Source organism: Lactobacillus sp. M0390 (assembly GCF_016102085.1).
GTDB lineage: Bacteria > Bacillota > Bacilli > Lactobacillales > Lactobacillaceae > Lactobacillus > Lactobacillus apis.
The window spans coordinates 310,330-327,301 of sequence record NZ_JACFPH010000001.1; the positions used below are offsets into that span (position 1 = coordinate 310,330).

General features: G+C 35.0%; 12 protein-coding genes. 10 read left to right on the plus strand and 2 right to left on the minus strand.

Annotation, left to right across the window (positions count from 1 at the left end):
- Positions 1-4 precede the first annotated feature (4 nt).
- From H3R25_RS01580 to H3R25_RS01605, 6 genes are all read left to right on the plus strand, one after another.
- A complete protein-coding gene (locus H3R25_RS01580; RefSeq protein ID WP_198194066.1) occupies positions 5-1,747 on the plus strand; it encodes an FAD-dependent oxidoreductase in 1,743 nt (580 codons plus the stop codon).
- A gap of 325 nt (positions 1,748-2,072) precedes the next feature.
- Positions 2,073-3,260 (plus strand): MFS transporter, encoded by a 1,188-nt coding sequence (locus H3R25_RS01585; protein WP_198188774.1) that lies wholly within the window; start codon positions 2,073-2,075, stop codon positions 3,258-3,260.
- 419 nt (positions 3,261-3,679) lie between these two features.
- Positions 3,680-4,648: a mannose-6-phosphate isomerase, class I gene (manA, locus tag H3R25_RS01590; protein ID WP_046306596.1), complete on the plus strand. Its 969-nt coding sequence runs from the start codon at positions 3,680-3,682 to the stop codon at positions 4,646-4,648.
- A 27-nt stretch (positions 4,649-4,675) separates the two neighbouring features.
- Positions 4,676-5,071 (plus strand): SdpI family protein, encoded by a 396-nt coding sequence (locus H3R25_RS01595; RefSeq protein WP_198194068.1) that lies wholly within the window; start codon positions 4,676-4,678, stop codon positions 5,069-5,071.
- Positions 5,068-5,805, plus strand: coding sequence for a response regulator transcription factor (locus tag H3R25_RS01600; RefSeq protein ID WP_046306599.1), 738 nt, complete (start codon positions 5,068-5,070; stop codon positions 5,803-5,805). The genes H3R25_RS01595 and H3R25_RS01600 overlap by 4 nt, the downstream gene beginning before the upstream one ends.
- A gap of 6 nt (positions 5,806-5,811) precedes the next feature.
- A complete protein-coding gene (locus H3R25_RS01605) occupies positions 5,812-7,263 on the plus strand; it encodes a HAMP domain-containing sensor histidine kinase (protein ID WP_198194070.1) in 1,452 nt (483 codons plus the stop codon).
- Between the two features lie 45 nt (positions 7,264-7,308).
- Here H3R25_RS01605 and H3R25_RS01610 read toward each other — a convergent pair whose 3' ends face one another.
- Positions 7,309-8,175, minus strand: coding sequence for an SPFH domain-containing protein (locus H3R25_RS01610; protein WP_046306603.1), 867 nt, complete (start codon positions 8,173-8,175; stop codon positions 7,309-7,311).
- 40 nt (positions 8,176-8,215) lie between these two features.
- On the minus strand, positions 8,216-10,408 hold the full coding sequence (locus H3R25_RS01615; protein ID WP_198194072.1) for an LTA synthase family protein: 2,193 nt from the start codon (positions 10,406-10,408) through the stop codon (positions 8,216-8,218).
- Positions 10,409-10,552: 144 nt separating this feature from the next.
- Here H3R25_RS01615 and H3R25_RS01620 point away from each other — a divergent pair, with 144 nt between their 5' ends.
- The 4 genes from H3R25_RS01620 (at position 10,553) to H3R25_RS01635 (ending at position 16,852) form a co-directional block, all read left to right on the plus strand.
- Positions 10,553-11,176, plus strand: a complete 624-nt coding sequence (locus tag H3R25_RS01620; protein ID WP_198194073.1) for a VanZ family protein — start codon at positions 10,553-10,555, stop codon at positions 11,174-11,176.
- Between the two features lie 81 nt (positions 11,177-11,257).
- Positions 11,258-12,604 (plus strand): glucose-6-phosphate isomerase, encoded by a 1,347-nt coding sequence (locus H3R25_RS01625; protein ID WP_074425504.1) that lies wholly within the window; start codon positions 11,258-11,260, stop codon positions 12,602-12,604.
- 112 nt (positions 12,605-12,716) lie between these two features.
- Entirely contained in the window at positions 12,717-14,105 is a 1,389-nt protein-coding gene (locus tag H3R25_RS01630; RefSeq protein WP_198194075.1) for an MFS transporter, read from the plus strand.
- A 161-nt stretch (positions 14,106-14,266) separates the two neighbouring features.
- The gene (locus H3R25_RS01635; protein ID WP_198194077.1) at positions 14,267-16,852 is read left to right on the plus strand and encodes a sigma 54-interacting transcriptional regulator; all 2,586 of its coding nucleotides are present in this window, start codon (positions 14,267-14,269) and stop codon (positions 16,850-16,852) included.
- Positions 16,853-16,972 lie beyond the last annotated feature (120 nt).

The following is a 16,972-nucleotide window of genomic DNA, read 5'->3' on the forward strand; positions in this document are numbered from 1 at the left end:
AATCATGGCATTTTCAATTAAAACAAGAGAAGAAGAAATTGAACGTTTAAAAAACGAGAAACTAGATTTGCTAGTAATCGGTGGTGGTATTACAGGAGCAGGTGTGGCTTTGCAAGCTAGTGCAGCTAAAATGAAAACTGGCTTGATTGATATGCAAGACTTTGGTAGTGGTACCTCATCACGCTCGACTAGATTAGTTCATGGTGGTATTCGCTATCTTAAAACTTTTGACGTTCAGGTAGTTTCCGACACAGTTAAGGAACGTGCAGTTATTCAACATATTGCTCCACATATGACTCAACCAGATCCAATGATTTTACCTATTTATGACGAACCTGGTGCAGCCTTTACTATGTTTTCTGTCAAAGTTGCAATGGATCTTTATGATCATCTAGCTGGCATCGAAGGAGATTCTCCTTTGACCAAATATGCTAATTATACGATGGATAAGGAAGAAACCTTAAAACGTGAGCCACAGTTAAATAGTAAAAATCTTCTAGGAGCAGGGGTTTATTTAGATTATCAAAATAATGATTCACGTCTGGTACTAGAAAACGTTAAAAAGGCACACGAATTAGGTTGTTTGGCTGTTAGTCGACTAAAATGTGTTGAAATTTTGCATGATGACCAAAAGCAAGCAAACGGCGTGCGTGTTCATGATAATTTAACTGGTGAAGATTTTGAAATTCATGCGGACGTAATTATTAATACTTCTGGACCATGGTCTGATTTGGTAAGACAATCAGATAAAGAAGTTTACAAGAAACCACGTTTACGTCCTACTAAAGGTGTACACCTTGTTGTTGACCAATCACGTCTGACAGTACCACAACCAACTTATTTCGGTTCGGGTACCGATGACGGTCGTATGATTTTTACTATTCCTCGGGAAGGCAAGACCTACTTTGGGACTACAGACACTGACTTTAGAGGTGACTATGCTCATCCAACAGTTGAGCAAGGTGATGTTGACTACTTATTAGGTATTATAAATAAGAAATATCCTTCTGCTCATTTAACTATAGATGATGTAGAAGCTAGTTGGGCTGGTGTTCGTCCATTAATTGAAGTAGAAGTTGAAGAAAACGAAGCAGCTGATGCCGCAACAGGTGCCAGTGTTTCTGATAGTACTTCCGCACCATCAGCTGTGTCACGTGGTAGTTCATTAACTGAAGCAGAGGATGGATTAATCACTTTAGCTGGTGGTAAGTTGACCGATTACCGTATTATGGCAAATGGAGCAATGGATAAGATTCTGGAAAAACTGCACGATAAGTTTTCAAAGAACTTTACCTTACAAGATTCAGCCGAAATTAAGGTTGCAGGTGGCGACTTTGACTCTGACAATGCTGAAGAAGAACTTGCCCGTATTGCTAAAGAGGGCGAAGAAGCTGGTCTGTCAAAAGCAGATGCGACAGAAATTGCCAATTTATTTGGTTCAGAAGCTGAACAGATATATGATTATGCTCGTACAATTAAACCAGCAGATGGATTAAGTCTGGGAGAAACTGCTGCACTTGATTATTCGTTAGCTGAAGAAATGACACTGACACCTGTCGATTATCTTTTACGTCGCACTTACCACATTTTATTCAAGAGTGACACATTGAATGAAGTTAAAACTGGTGTTGTCAACCATATGGCTGATTACTACGGTTGGGATAAAGTGCAAAGAGAAGAGTATGAAACTGAATTAAGGAATGAAATAGAAGAATCACGATTGGAAGATTTAAAAAGTAAAAACTAATATAATAAAGTAATAATGAAACTAGTTGTGAATTATTCCTCAAAAAACCTGTCAGAACAATCTGACAGGTTTTTTCTCATTAATGCAGTTAATAGTAACGGTCTAATTAGTGCTATAGTTAAAGTAGCAGAAAAAATCTAAAGATATCATTAATAGCTAAGTACCTATAAAATAAGTAATTTTACTTTTAAAGTGTTAAATGTGTGACTATTTTTCAAAAAGGAAAATAATAGGATATTTGTATTTAAATCAAAGCTTTTAGCTATTTTTATGGTTAAAAGCTTTTTATTTGCTTTAATTTTTAGCTAGAAAGAGCATTGTAGGGATGAAAAAACTTAAAGAAGAATCCAAGCTTTTATTGGGATATGCAATTTCAGGAATGGGTGATCAATTTTACATTTTTGCAATTCCATTGCTAATGCTGTCTAAAACACATTCTTCAATTATCATGGGACTGCTAACAGCAGTTGAATATCTTCCTACTGCCTTGTTCGGCTTGATTATAGGACCCATTTACGATATTTATCCAAGAAAAAGAATTATGCTTATTTCACTAGTGATGCAAATGTTGCTAATATTTTGTGTTCCAATTTTGACTGCCAATAATATCTCAATTTATTTAATACTTCTTATTGTCTTTTTGCTAGGCAGCTTTGATCTAATCTCATGGACAGGTTATCAGATATTTATTGCCGAATCTGTCGATACAGAAGAATTATCAAGCGTTTCAGGTAAAGTTGGATTAATTTCATCTATTCAAAAAACGTTTGGTCCAGGGATTTCTGCAATTATTATTAATTTGCTTAACTATATGGGTGGTTTCCTACTTGATTCACTTAGCTTCGGCTACCTTGCTTTAGTAATTAGAAACTACCAACCACTGCATGAAGAGAAAACTGCTACTGCACAGAGCTCTTTCAAAAAAGGTACAAAAGATGGTATAAAATTCCTGTTCTCACAACATACAATAAAATGGTTAATAATCAGCTTTTTAGTTGCTAATATCGGTTTTCAAGCAGTTATACCAATGTTAACTTTCGTATTAAAGCAAGCTATGAACTTAAGTGTAAATATGGTCAGTATTTTCTTTACGGTCTCAGCGGTTGCAAGCATCATTGGAAATTTTGCTTATTTACATTTAAATAAAAAGTTCAAAATAGGATTTCAACTAATTATGATCGGTCTGTTAATTGCATTAGGTTTTGCAATTATGCTTAATACCAAGTCCTTTATAATGGTAACTGGTGGTTACGCACTTGTTTCGTTTGGTAGTGTATGGTCTCAAGCAAATTTCTTTACGATTATTCAAGCAAAAACGCCAACTCAATATAAAGGAACAATTACAGCAGTTTCTACATCTTTAACTAGAATAATAGGACCAATCATGTCTTTAGTAAGTGGAGTCTTAGTTAATTGTGAAGTACATTTGATTTTTATCGTAGCTGTTATTTGCTTAGTAGCTTCCGTCATACTCAATTTTGTAGGTGGCTTAAACAATCTAAAAGAACTATAGTCTGCAACTTTTTATAAACAAATGTTAATTTGTTATTGAAAAAACAAGACTTACTTTATAACATATAAGTGATGCAATCCATGATTAGTAATTAACCACATCTAGTAAAAATTGCTTATGGATTGCTTTAAAATTATAGTATGATAGGTTTTTATACTGGTTATTTCAAATAGCACACAAATTTGCTTAATAAAAACATATAAAGAAAAACAATATAAAGTTACTGCAAAATATTACTTATCAATTATCTAGCTTGTTGCGATAGGATTTCTTTTTTATTTTTTAAAATTAGGCTGTATTTTTGAATTAACGATTTATAAAAAAATATTATTATTGTAACAACAACTTGTTTTCATATTTGAAAATTTGTTTTAATTTTAATGTGTAAAAGTTTAAACTTATATATGAGGTGATAGGGAATGGAACCGATCTTTTTAACTCCGTATTTTAGATCAAAAATATGGGGTGGCCGTAAGCTAGAAACAATCTTTAACTACGATATTCCTGATGGAAAAGTCGGAGAAGCATGGGTTATTTCAGGTTATAAGGATGATGCCTCAACGGCAACAAACGGCGAATTAAAAGGTAAGAGCTTGCGTTCGATTTATCAAGAAAACCCTGAGCTTTTTGGTAATCCGAAAAGTAAGGAATTTCCACTATTAGTGAAATTTCTTGATGCTAATGATGATTTGTCTGTCCAAGTTCATCCAGATGATGATTATGCTGAAAAAGTAGAAAATGATCGTGGAAAAACTGAAAGTTGGTACGTATTACAAGCTGATCCTGGTTCTTATTTAATCTATGGTCATACTGCAAAAACACGTGCAGAATTGGCTGATATGATTAACAAAGGCCAATGGGATAAGCTTTTGCGGAAAGTTCCAGTTAAAGCAGGTGACTTCTTCTACGTTCCGGCAGGTACAATTCATGCCTTGACTAAAGGAATCATGGTAATTGAAACCCAGCAATCAAGTGATGTTACGTATCGCTTATATGACTATGATCGAATCGATGACAAGACTGGACAAAAGAGAGATTTACATACTGAGAAATCTATCGATGTTACTACCGTTCCTCACGTTGATCCTAAGCTTAACGGCAAGATTGAACAAGATCAAGATGCACAAATTACGACCTTGGTTGCTCCACCTGTATCACCACATTTTTATCTATGGCAAATTGATTTAAATGGTGAGTGGAGAACGGGCTTAAATGAACACCCGTATCTGCTAGTAACTGTAATTGATGGATCTGGTCAGTTAGAAACTGAATCTGATTCATACCAATTAAAAAAGGGTACAAATCTGATCATTCCTAATCAGATGAAAAAATTCACTTTCACTGGTAAAATGAAAATGGTTATTTCTGCTCCTGGAAATGACGAATAGATTTTCAAGACTAAAAGAGGGAAAAGTATGATATATATCGCTTGTGGATCAGTTATTATGGTTGTGGGAATTATCTGGCTAATTAATCCTCCCCGAAAACCGCATCCACTTTACGGATATTATTCATACCTTGCTCAGACTAATTCGACTAGTTTTAAGTTTGCTCAAAAAAAGGCTAGTCTTTACTTTATCCTTTTTGGCGGAATACAGTTACTAATTGGGATTGGTGTCCATTTGCTGAATTGGGATCGATATTTCCTAATTTGGCTACTCACATTTTATCTTTTTCTTATATTTCCAATTATGGCAACAGAGAAAAGCTTAAAGAAGTTTTTGATCGATCGCCATGAATTGCCACATGATTACGTTAATCCTGATGACGTAAAGCATGAGAGAACTAAGGGATTTAGGGACCGAAAATGAAATTAAATATCTTAATGGTTGAGGATGACCAGTCCGTTGCAGAGATGATGGAAATGTTCATCAAAAAAGAGGGTTGGACAATGGAGGTTGCTACTGATGGGGAGCAAGCGGTTGAAAAATTTTCTGCTAATCCTGATCAGTATAATTTAGTTACACTGGATTTGAATTTACCAAAAAAAGACGGGATCCAGGTTGCTAGAGAAATTAGAGAGAAATCGCCAACTATTCCAATTATTATGCTGACGGCGAGAAATAGTGAAGCAGAGCAGATTTTGGGCCTAGGCGTAGGCGCAGATGATTATGTTTCAAAGCCATTTAGTCCATTAGCTTTAATTGCAAGAATCAAGGCTCTTCAGCGAAGAATTGATATAGAAGAAAGCCAAAGTAGAGCTAAAGCTAAAGCCGAAGCTGATAAAGTAAAAGAAAAGTTTGATGTTGAAACAGAACATATTAAAATTTCTAAAGACAGACGTGAAATCTTGTTTGATAACAAAAAAGTACCAGATATTACCCCAAAGGAATTTGATTTGTTGGCTATAATGGCAGAAAAACCTAAGCAGGTTTTTTCGCGGAGCCAATTAATTGACTATGTTTGGGGCTATAATTTTTTTGGCGAAGAACGAACAGTCGACGCACATATCAAGAAATTACGACATAAGCTAGAAAAAGTTGGAGCAAACGTCATTCAAACGGTCTGGGGAATTGGTTACAAGTTTGACGATTCACAGGTTTAATAAATTATGAAATTGATTTATCAGCACATGCTTAGCTTTCTGCTGATTATTTTGACAACTGTTGCAATTATTGGCTATTCCGAAATTGCTTATGTAACAAACCAATCATATTCGCAAAACTATCAGCGAATGGAAGACTATGCGTCTTCATTGGGTTCTTTGGCAGCTACGGATAAAAAGAATGGCACATTAATGTTAAATGCAAATTTCCTAAAGCAAATGGAATTTGTCTTACGTGGTGATGACCTTCATCTCCGTATTTTTGATTCAGATGGCCGTCAAATTTATCCCAAGACTGCTAAAGACTTGCACCTTGCTTCTGATATATATGGTATTTTGAAACAAGGGCAAGAAATTCGTATTAAAAATAATAACGACTCTCATTCTTATATGGGCCACACTAATGATCCATGTACTGGTGTTCTTGTTCCTTGGATGAGTGAGCACAAGATGATTGGTGCAATTTGGCTTGGCGCTAGGGTAAAAAACGTTGAAAGACCAATAGCAATGGCGAAGCAAAATTTGGTAAATGCTTTTATTGTTGCGTTAACTGTCGGAGTTGCCTTAAGTTTAGCTTTGTCATATTACACTACTAGCAAAATTAAGCGCCTCTCGATTGCAACCAAGAAGGTTACTTCCGGTAATTTTGATGTGCAGCTCAATTATAAGGGAAACGATGAAATTGATCAGCTAGCCGATAACTTTAACCAAATGGTACGGTCGCTGAAACAGTCTGATGAAGAAATCAAGAATCAGGAAAAACGGCGGGATCAGTTCCTGGCTGACGCTGCTCATGAAATGAGAACGCCTCTAACAACCATTAACGGAATTTTGGAAGGATTGCAATATGATGCGATTCCTGAAGACGCTAAGCCTAAGTCAATTTCTCTAATGAAAAAAGAAACTAAAAGGCTAATCAGATTAGTCAATGAAAATCTTGATTTTGAAAAAATTCGTAATAATCAGATTTTGTTGGTTAAAACATCATTTAATGCAACTAAGATATTAGAAGATGTGAAAATGCAGCTTTCACAAAACGCTGAAAAGGAACATGATGAGATTCGAATTGCTGCACCTGGCGATTTGTCAGTTTATGCGGACAAGGATCGCTTTACCCAAATAATTTTCAATTTGGTTCAAAATGCAATTCAATTTACCAAAAATGGTCAAATAGTAATTAGTGGCCGAAGGAAAGACCATGCTACAGAAATTGTGGTTATGGATAACGGAATTGGAATGAGCGATGAACAAATGAAGTATATCTTTGATCGTTTTTTCAAAGCTGATCCGTCAAGGGCTCGTCAAGGAACTGGTGAATCTGGTCTTGGCCTTTCAATTGTCTCTTCGCTAATTAAGCAGCATGGTGGCAAAATTAGCGTAGATTCGAGTCCTAACGAAGGAGCTATTTTCACAATCACTTTCTTTGATGAAGGATTTGAACAGTATCTATCTGAATAAACAAAAAGCACTTCAACTGAAGTGCTTTTTGTTTACTCTTAGGTATTATTCTTTTTTGTCAGTAGATTTTTGCCAAATTTTTGCTGTAGCAGGTACTGCACCTAAGTTAGTCATATCATCTTTATCGACTACAATTAGGTTAGAAGGACCAGAAGCAAGCTTGTTAAAACTATCTAGGCTTTGGTTTCTAAAGTAACCATCTGAAGCTTTATCCAAGCTTGCCTGTAGCTGATTAATTCGGTATGCCTCAGCATCGGCTTCAGTTTTGACAGCTTCAGCTTTAGCCTTTGCAGTGGCAATTAATGCCTCATTTTTGGCCTTAGTGGTTAATTCAATGTTTTTAGCTTCGCCTTCGGCTTTTTCAATTGCTGCAATTTTTTCTCTATCAGCAGTTAGTTGTTTATCCATTGCCTTTTGAATTTCAACACTAGGAAGTAATTCATCAATATTGACACGAACCACACGAATACCATATAAATCTGTCAAATCGCCAATTGCATCAGCAAGTTGTGAATTGATTTTACTAGTTGAACCAAGGGCATCGTTTAAGTCCATCCGACCAATGATATCGCGTAAGTGTCCTCTAATTAATTCAACCATCGACTTAACTGAATCGGTATTGTTGTAAAAGTACTTATATGAATCAGTTACTAAATAGTTTAACGTCAAACTAGTGGTGATTTCAGCATTGTCCTTAGTAATAATTGAATACTTAGAAATTTCTGCTGGAAACATTGCTAATGAAACGCGTCGCAATCTTTGAATTACAGGTATGACAAACACAAGGCCTGCTTTAACTGTTCTTGAGTATTTACCTAGAGTTTCGATTAGTCCTTCGTTATTTTGAGGAACAACTCGGCAACATGATAGAAATAAAAGAATAACGACAATAACCAAAATTAAATAGACCATAGTTTAAAACACCTCAAATTATAAAAAGATTAACTATGTCTTAATTATATTCTCTTTTTTTCTTTTGGCTATCATTATCCCTTTTTTTATCTAAATGATTTTCTGCTACTGATTCAGGAATTTCTGTTATTTCGTAGTGGCGGCCATTTAATTCAGGGGCATCAGTACGATAAAAACGAGTAGTGGAGTGCTTATGTGTGGAGATTAGTGCTGTTGATTTGGTCTTTAATTTTGCTCTTAAGGCTTCCATTTGCTGGAAGTTACTCAAGTAATCGAATTGACCTGGATCAACTGGTTTAAATCCCTTTGGGGTGTAAAAACGTAAAAGGTTATGGTTATTGAGCAAATCAGAGTACTTAAGAGCCATTTTTCCTTTTTTGGCTAGTTCCGCAATTTCTTTGTTTTCTTTTTCTGTATAATTGATAATTTCTTTACCGCTGATTCGATCGTAAACAGTGCCTTTTTTACCTTTTCCGCCGATAATAACATATTTTTGACTGACAATTGTGCCATTTCTAAAAACAATCCACGGTTTGTACTTCGGTGATAACAGGTCATTACCAAACTGAATATAGTTCTTATTGGAAATGCCAAGTAAGTGAAGTAGTGTAGGCAAAACATCAATTTCTCCTGCAACTTCATTCATAATCTTGCCCTTTAAGCTAGGGGAGTAAAGCATAAAGGGCACACGTTGCATTTGGACATTATTATAACTATTCCAAGTATCCGAGCTTTCGCCAATAATAGGAGCCAAGGTTTCATTTTCGGAATTACTTAAGCCGTAGTGGTCACCATAAATCATTACTACTGTGTTTTTCATTAAACCAGATTTATTCAAATAGTCGAAAAATTCCCTGATTGCTTGATCAAGATAGTGGGCCGTTTCAAAGTAGTTGTTGATAGCTTTGTCAGATGTATCCGCAGTTTTAAAGTTTGGATCGCGATCTTCTTCGTCCATATCAAACGGGGTATGATTGGTAACGGTGATAAATTTGCTATAAAAAGGTTGTTGCATGCGCTCAAGATATTTAACACTTTCAGCGAACATGACTTTATCTTTGATTCCGTAACCAATACTATCGCTTTGATCGTGACTGTAATAATTTTGATCAAAGAAATAGTTATAACCCATATTTTTGTAGACATCGTCACGATTCCAAAATGAACCAACATTGCCGTGAAAAACGGCTGAAGTATAGTTGCCTTTTTCACGCAAAATCTGTGGCGCGGCTTGGAAGGTATTTGAACTACCTAGCGCAGTAAAAAGTGAACCGTCTGAGATACCAAATGTGCTTGTTTCAAGCATGTTTTCTGCGTCACTAGTACGTCCAATTCCAACTTGATGATAGAAATTAGAAAAACTAAGTGAATGACGACTATGATAGATTGAGTTAAGAAAAGGTGTGACTTCCTTGCCGTTAATTTTGAGATCGATTACGAATTGCTGGAAACTCTCTAGGTGGATTACAATGACGTTTTTGCCTTTGGCAGCACCATAATACTGAGGGCTAACTGGTAACTTGTTTTTACGTGTATAAGCCAATATTTTGTTTAAGTCAGCGGTGTTAGCATTACGATTTACTTGCTCAGTTTGTTCATTTTTCACGCCGTCGTACACGGTAAAAGTGTCAATTCCTAGGTACTTAACAATGTATGAACGATCAAAAGTTGTCCCTAAAAGGCGTGGACGTGACGATTCTGCTAAAAAAACATTGAGACTTAAAATTAGGGCTCCACACGTTGTGATCGTAAATGGAGTTAGTAATCCATATGATTTTTGGTCAATTTTGATTTTATGAGCAAGCAAAAGTCCTATCACAATAATTAAGTCGAGCCATAAAATTAGGTCAGAGGGCTTTAATAGGGCAACCGCACTTTTTCCAAGACCTGGTGCTACTTTAGCTGCATTAGTCATTGTTTTGACAGTAATGAAGTCTGCAAATTGTCGATAATTTAAGATGTTAGCAAAAAGCAAACCAGTATTGGCGAAATCCATTATCAACATGATGACATAGGATACAACTGGTTTAGAAAAGTAAAATCCAATGCTTAGTAATAAAACCGCCGATCCGATAGGACTGATCCACATGATAATGTGTTGGTAAGGGTCACTAATGCCCAGGTTAAAATCATGATAGGCAGCAAAAATGTATTTTAATGTAAACAAAACAACCAACAGACAAAAAAAGCCTGTACGGGTCTGGATAAAATTAATCAGCTTCTTTTTTTTCAAGTTGAACTCTCCTTATTTAATTATTTTAGAATTTTCGTGCACTTTAGACAATCATTTCTGAATTGTTAGTCCTTTTTTAAGAAAAATTTGGCAAAGATTGGGTATAATCTAGATGAACACTAAATTTATAGGACTTGAACTAAAATGATATTTCTAGGACCGCTATATAACTTAATTGCTCAAAGTTATGCAACTAAAGTTAATCATTTTGCCTTAATTAAGTTAATTATGTTGGCATTTGATAAGACAATTTTTTATTTTTTGGTTTTCATGATTTTGCGTTTGTTTTGGTTAATGGTGGTAAGACGAAGGCGAACACTTAAATCAGAAGCGACGGTATGGCTGTTTGCTTTTTATTTAATTTTGATTTTAATGTTAACCACTTTTCGCCGAACCTATTTCCCATGGCAACTTTCTTTCAATTTCCATCGACCGCTAAGTGAGATTAATCTCGTATTTATGAAAGAAACTTGGAAGATGTACTATGCTCAGAGTCGGTTGGATTTTATTTACAACTCACTGGGTAATGTTGCTTGCTTTTTGCCATTCGGTTTTTTAGCACCATTTGTTTTTTCAAAAAAGCAAACTTTTATCAGGGTGTTAGTAGCAGGTGTCTTATTTTCAGTTTTTATTGAAACAATGCAGTTTCTACTCGCAACCGGTGTGAGTGACATTGATGATGTCTTTTTTAATAGTTGTGGGGCGGCCTTGGGTTATTTACTATACTGGCTTTTTCAACAATTACGAGTAAAGCTGAAAACAATTTAAAAAGCGCTGGTATTTATAAAATAAGATTGCTAAAATGGTTTTGTGAAATAGATATTTAATTCAATAAAGGGAGCGTATTTTATGAGTTTAATTAAATTCGATAGCAGTAAATTAACACCATTTGTTCACGAAAATGAACTAGGCGAAATGCAAGCAATGGTTGATGCTGCATCTAAGGAATTAAAGGAAGGTACCGGTGCAGGTAGTGACTTTTTAGGTTGGGTTGACTTACCAGTTGATTACGACAAAGAAGAATTCGCTCGTATTAAAAAAGCAGCTGCAAAAATTCAAGCCGATTCGGAAGTTTTGATTTGTATTGGTATCGGTGGCTCATACCTTGGAGCCCAAGCTGCCATTGAATTCTTAAATAGCGCTTTTTATGGTAAGGGCAAGGATAAGTATCCAACTGTTGTCTTTTGTGGTAACTCACTTTCTGGTTCATATCTTCACGATTTGATTGAATGGTTAGGAGATAAGGACTTTAGCATTAACGTTATTTCTAAATCTGGTACAACCACAGAACCTGCTGTTGCATTCAGAATCTTTAAAGATAAGTTAATTAAGAAATACGGTAAAGAAGAAGCTCAAAAACGTATCTTTGCTACAACTGACCGTGCTAAAGGTGCTCTTAAGACTGAAGCAGATGCTGAAGGCTATGAAGAATTTGTTGTTCCAGATGACATTGGTGGTCGTTTCAGCGTCCTTTCTGCTGTTGGTTTATTACCAATCGCTGTTTCTGGTGCTGACATTGATCAACTTATGCAAGGTGCTGCTGATGCACGTAGCGAATACACTGATACTGACTTATCAAAGGCAACACCATACCAATACGCTGCTTTACGTAATATCTTGTACCGTAAAGGATACACTACTGAAATTGTCGAAAACTACGAACCAACTTTGAGAATGTTTAGTGAGTGGTGCAAGCAATTAATGGGTGAATCAGAAGGTAAAGACAACAAGGGTATTTGGCCAGCAAGTGCAAACTTTACAACTGATCTTCACTCATTAGGTCAATACATTCAAGAAGGTTTACGTAACTTGTTTGAAACAGTTATTAGAGTTGAAAATCCTGCAAACGATGTAGAGATTCCTTCAGATGATCGTAATTTAGATCAATTGAACTTCTTAGAAGGAAAGAGCTTAAACTTTGTTAACGATCGTGCATACGAAGGTGTTGTTTTAGCACATACTGATGGTGGTGTTCCAGTTATGACTGTTAATATTCCAGATCAAACTGAGCACACATTAGGCTACCTTATTTACTTCTTCGAGTTAGCCATTTCAATTTCTGGTTACCTTAATGGCATTAATCCATTTAACCAACCAGGTGTTGAAGAATACAAACGTAACATGTTTGGTCTACTAAACAAACCGGGTTACGAAGCTTTACATGATAACTTAGTATCACGTTTTGAGCAAAAATAAGGATAATGTGTCCTGTACATTGTTATCTGATCGGTGAAAACCGATTAAGGATTGGAAAGGGTAAAAGCTAATTGGCTTTTTACTCTTTTTTATTACCGGGAGGTTTAAGAGAATGGAAAGAAAAGCAGAGACGCCAAAACATATTTTGGCAATTGTTAGCTGCGCACTGATGGCATTTGTATCAATCTTAACGGAAACAAGTTTGAACGTTACTTTTCCTACGTTAATGAAACAATTTCATATTGGTCTAGGACTTGTTCAATGGACCACTACAGGCTACCTTTTAACAATTGCAGTTATTATGGTTGCAAGCTCATATTTAAACGAGCGTTTTTCGGCTAAACAGCTATTTTTAACAGCAGCTATTTCATTTATTGGCGGCTCAGTAGTTGCTGGACTGGCACCTAATTTTTGGGTTTTGCTTGCTGGAAGACTCATTTCATCTGTGGGAGCTGGTTTGTCAATTCCATTGATGTTTAATTTGGTTGTTGAACTAATGCCGCAGGAAAAATGGGGCTTTTATATGGGATTAACTGGTCTAGTAGTTATTCTTGCCCCATCTTTAGGACCAACATTTGGTGGGACAGTTGTTTATTATTTTGGCTGGCCGTTAATTTTTCATATTGTTGCTTTAATTGCTGTAGTCGTACTAATCATCGGTGCTCTATCAATTGAGCAATACCACGAAAAAAAGCATCCAAGCTTTGATTGGGCGAGTTACTTTGTGATTGCTGCGGCTATGATTATCTTTAACTTGGGCTTTAATCGAATTAGTAATGGCTTCGGTGATCCATATTTTTGGATAAGTATGGCTGTTGTTGCAGCGCTAGTATTCCTTTTTATCAAACTGTCGAAGAAGAGCAAAAAGAAGCTAATCAACTTAGATATTTTCAAAAATAAACCATTTGTTTTCGCGATGATTTCTTATTTATTGCTGCAGTTTATTAATATTGGAACTAGTTTCGTGTTACCAAACTATGTTCAAATTGTTAATCATGAAAGCTCACTCATTGGCGGTTTAGTTTTACTTCCGGGATGTATTTTAAGTGGCTTCTTGAATCCATGGTTTGGGCATATCTATGATCAAAAAGGGCCAAAACTTCCATTTTTAACTGGTACAATCTTTTGCTTTACGGCAAGTATACTATTTACCATTTTCGGTCTGAAAATCTCAACAGTTATGGTGGGCGTTTTCTACGGTATTATGATTATTGGGAGACAAATGGCGTTCAACAATACAATGGCTGAAGCATCCAAATTGCAACCAGATGAATTACATACTGATGCTACCGCTGTCTTTCAGACTGGTCAACAGTATGCTGGCTCAATGGGAACAACGGTTATGGCCACAATTATTTCGGCTTGGCAAAAGAAACCAGGCAATTATTCTGTTTTGACTGCCCAGGGAAGTCAGGTTGCTTTCTTAGTTATGTCAATCATTAATGTCATTATTTTCTTAAGTTATCTAAATTTATTTAGGTTAGAAGCAAGAAATAAATAGAAGTATTTTTTTATAATCAGTAGAGGCCTTGTCATTAACGGCAAGGCTTTTTTGATGTTATTAGTGAGAAAACAGACAGAGACTTCACTAATTATTAGTTTGGGCATAAAGAATAATTATGTTTAAATAAAGGAAAGCGCTTTTAAGGAAGGAGGGATAATATGAAAGCGAAATATCAAGTGTTAAGCAAAGTTGAAAACTTATTGGCTAATAAAACAAAAGTAACAACACAAGATGTTGCAAAGGCAATGCAGCTATCACGTGGTGTTGTTAGCACTTATTTGTCGCAATTATATCAGGAGGGACTACTTTTGAAGAGTGGTACCAAACCTGTGTATTGGCAACTAAATTCAAATGATGATGTATTTGCAAAAATGATAGGATCAGATGGAAGTCTTAAAAAAGTAATAGATAAGTGTAAAGCAGCGGTCAACTACCCACCAAATGGTTTTCCACTAATTATTACAGGTCCATCTGGTTCTGGTAAAAGTTTTTTAGCTTCATTAATTTATGAATATGCTAAGCAGGTTAGTGTAATTAGTCAAAACGCAAATTTTGTGGTTTTAAATTGTGCAGATTATGCTAATAATCCTGAGCTACTATCTTCTGTGTTGTTTGGCTATAAAAAGGGAGCTTTTACAGGGGCTGATCAAGATCATCTTGGACTAGTTGATCAAGCTGATGGAGGCTATCTTTTTCTCGATGAAATCCATCGTTTGCCTAGAGAAAGTCAAGAAAAGCTTTTTGTTTTACTAGATTCGGGAAAATTTTACCCTTTGGGAGAAAGTAAGCACTTCAAACAAGTGAATGTTCGATTTATTTTTGCTACTACAGAAGATATTACTAATCATTTGTTAAAAACTTTTAGAAGACGTGTTCCTTTAAAAGTTAGCTTATCTTCAATATCTAAACGCCCACTTGTTGAACGTTGTAAGTTAATAGAAAATTTCTTCAAGAAAGAAGCTATCAAAATTGATCGAGATATTGAGGTACCAACTGATGTGGTTGATTATTTATTAAAGTCTGAATTAATTGGGAATGTTGGTTCTCTGGAAAATCAAGTTAAACTTCTTTGTGCAGAAAACTTTAATCGAACTGACAATTCTTCAATTTTAAAAATCACTTCTAGTAAAAATGAAAAAGAAAATAATAGAAGTTGGTTAATTAAGAGTTCCCAATACATAAACTTAACCTTTAGTTCAAGTGATGAGATTAATGTAAAACTAGCTTCATTTGTAAAAACATTGCTAAAGAATGAGAAAATAAATCGAAGAATTGAAAATCAGTCTTTAGCAATGAATCAATTTTTGCGCGATTTACATGAGAATCTTTCTGTTTTAATAGTTGATGAAGATTATAAAAATTATCTTTATAAAAAGCTCACAGCTACTTTGAAACCTGTTTTTCTGCGCTACGGACTTTTAAAGGATTTAAAAAAGGTAAAGATAGAGCAAGCTGCTTCTTTGCTATCAGTTTTACATAGGGAAAATAATAAAACTGATCTGAAAGAATTGAGGGAATTAGTAGAGCAGCATTACCCAAGAACCACTTATATTTGTAACCAGGTAAAGAATGCTCTTGATATAAAAATTGATGCTAATTGGTTAATTATTGTTCTTTTATATGTAATATGTGATGAAATTGCACCTGAAATTGAAAAGCAGAAATTGTTGGGTATTATGGTCTGTCATGGGGGAGCAGTTGCATCTAACATTTGTTCAATAGTTAATTCTCTATGTGGAAGTTATATTTTCGAAGCATTTGATATGCCTATTGATGTGTCTAATCGTGAAATTGTTTCTCAAATAAGTTGTTATATAAGGAAGCAAAATCGTAATTATGATGGAACAATTCTATTATTCGATATGGGGTCACTTGCAACCTTGTATAAAAATATAAAGGCATTATTAAACAATGATTTATTAGTAATTAATAATATAACTACTGCAATCGCCCTTGATTTAGGCTTACAAATTCAGCAGAGAACGAGCTTTAAGAAAATCGCTGAAAAAGCTGAGAAATATCCTGACTCAATGAAAATTCAATACTATGAGGGGATTTCACAAAAATCAAATGTTATCGTTTCTTGTATGTCTGGTGTAGGACTATCAGAAGAGGTAAAAAAGATTTTGAAGGTGACTTTAAAAAGTGATATTGAAGTTATCACAATGGATTACCGCGATCTTAAGAGTACTTTACAAAGACATGATCATTCTTACTTTAAAAACACAAAATTTATTTTAACGACAAATGATGTGCCAAAACAAAATGGAATTGAAGTTTTGAACTTGTATGATGTAATGGATGAAGACGGTGATTGGAAGTTGCGACAGTTGTTGAAGCAAATGGGTGAAGATAAAAAAACAATTGATAACCTTATTAAAGAACTGCTGAAATTTTTTACAATTGGTGGTATTAAAGGTCGTTTACGATTTTTAAATCCAGAAGTCGTGATTCCCGAAATCCAAGAGATTGTTGCCAAGTTTGAAAAGTTCTATCATCTTAACTTTTCAAATAAGCTTAAATTGAGCTTGTACATGCATATTGCTTTGATGCTTGAACGTTTGATGCTAGGAGGAGTAGACACAAGTGATGTGCATGAAAAGGTCATTACTAAAGATGAGAGGGACTTTAATGTAATTGCTAAGAAAATTTTTCGCGATATTGAGGAAAAATATAATATTACAGTGAATGATTATGAACTATCATTAATTTACGAGTTGCTCAAAGTTAATTTTAATAAATAAACTGCTTAAAGAAGTGCTTAAAAAAAGCACTTCTTTTTTTATAAATGCCTATGTAACAGTACTTTGATGGAGTTGGCATGACTTTTGCTAATAGATTAGTAGAACAGGGGGGGTGAAAAA

What these genes read in the sequence shown, in the direction of transcription:
- manA (WP_046306596.1), top strand. Translation starts at nt 3,680, where the DNA reads ATGGAACCGATCTTTTTAACTCCGTATTTTAGATCAAAAATATGGGGT.
- H3R25_RS01600 (WP_046306599.1), top strand. Translation starts at nt 5,068, where the DNA reads ATGAAATTAAATATCTTAATGGTTGAGGATGACCAGTCCGTTGCAGAG.
- H3R25_RS01580 (WP_198194066.1), top strand. Translation starts at nt 5, where the DNA reads ATGGCATTTTCAATTAAAACAAGAGAAGAAGAAATTGAACGTTTAAAA.
- H3R25_RS01585 (WP_198188774.1), top strand. Translation starts at nt 2,073, where the DNA reads ATGAAAAAACTTAAAGAAGAATCCAAGCTTTTATTGGGATATGCAATT.
- H3R25_RS01620 (WP_198194073.1), top strand. Translation starts at nt 10,553, where the DNA reads ATGATATTTCTAGGACCGCTATATAACTTAATTGCTCAAAGTTATGCA.
- H3R25_RS01625 (WP_074425504.1), top strand. Translation starts at nt 11,258, where the DNA reads ATGAGTTTAATTAAATTCGATAGCAGTAAATTAACACCATTTGTTCAC.
- H3R25_RS01630 (WP_198194075.1), top strand. Translation starts at nt 12,717, where the DNA reads ATGGAAAGAAAAGCAGAGACGCCAAAACATATTTTGGCAATTGTTAGC.
- H3R25_RS01610 (WP_046306603.1), bottom strand. Translation starts at nt 8,175, where the DNA reads ATGGTCTATTTAATTTTGGTTATTGTCGTTATTCTTTTATTTCTATCA.
- H3R25_RS01605 (WP_198194070.1), top strand. Translation starts at nt 5,812, where the DNA reads ATGAAATTGATTTATCAGCACATGCTTAGCTTTCTGCTGATTATTTTG.
- H3R25_RS01635 (WP_198194077.1), top strand. Translation starts at nt 14,267, where the DNA reads ATGAAAGCGAAATATCAAGTGTTAAGCAAAGTTGAAAACTTATTGGCT.
- H3R25_RS01595 (WP_198194068.1), top strand. Translation starts at nt 4,676, where the DNA reads ATGATATATATCGCTTGTGGATCAGTTATTATGGTTGTGGGAATTATC.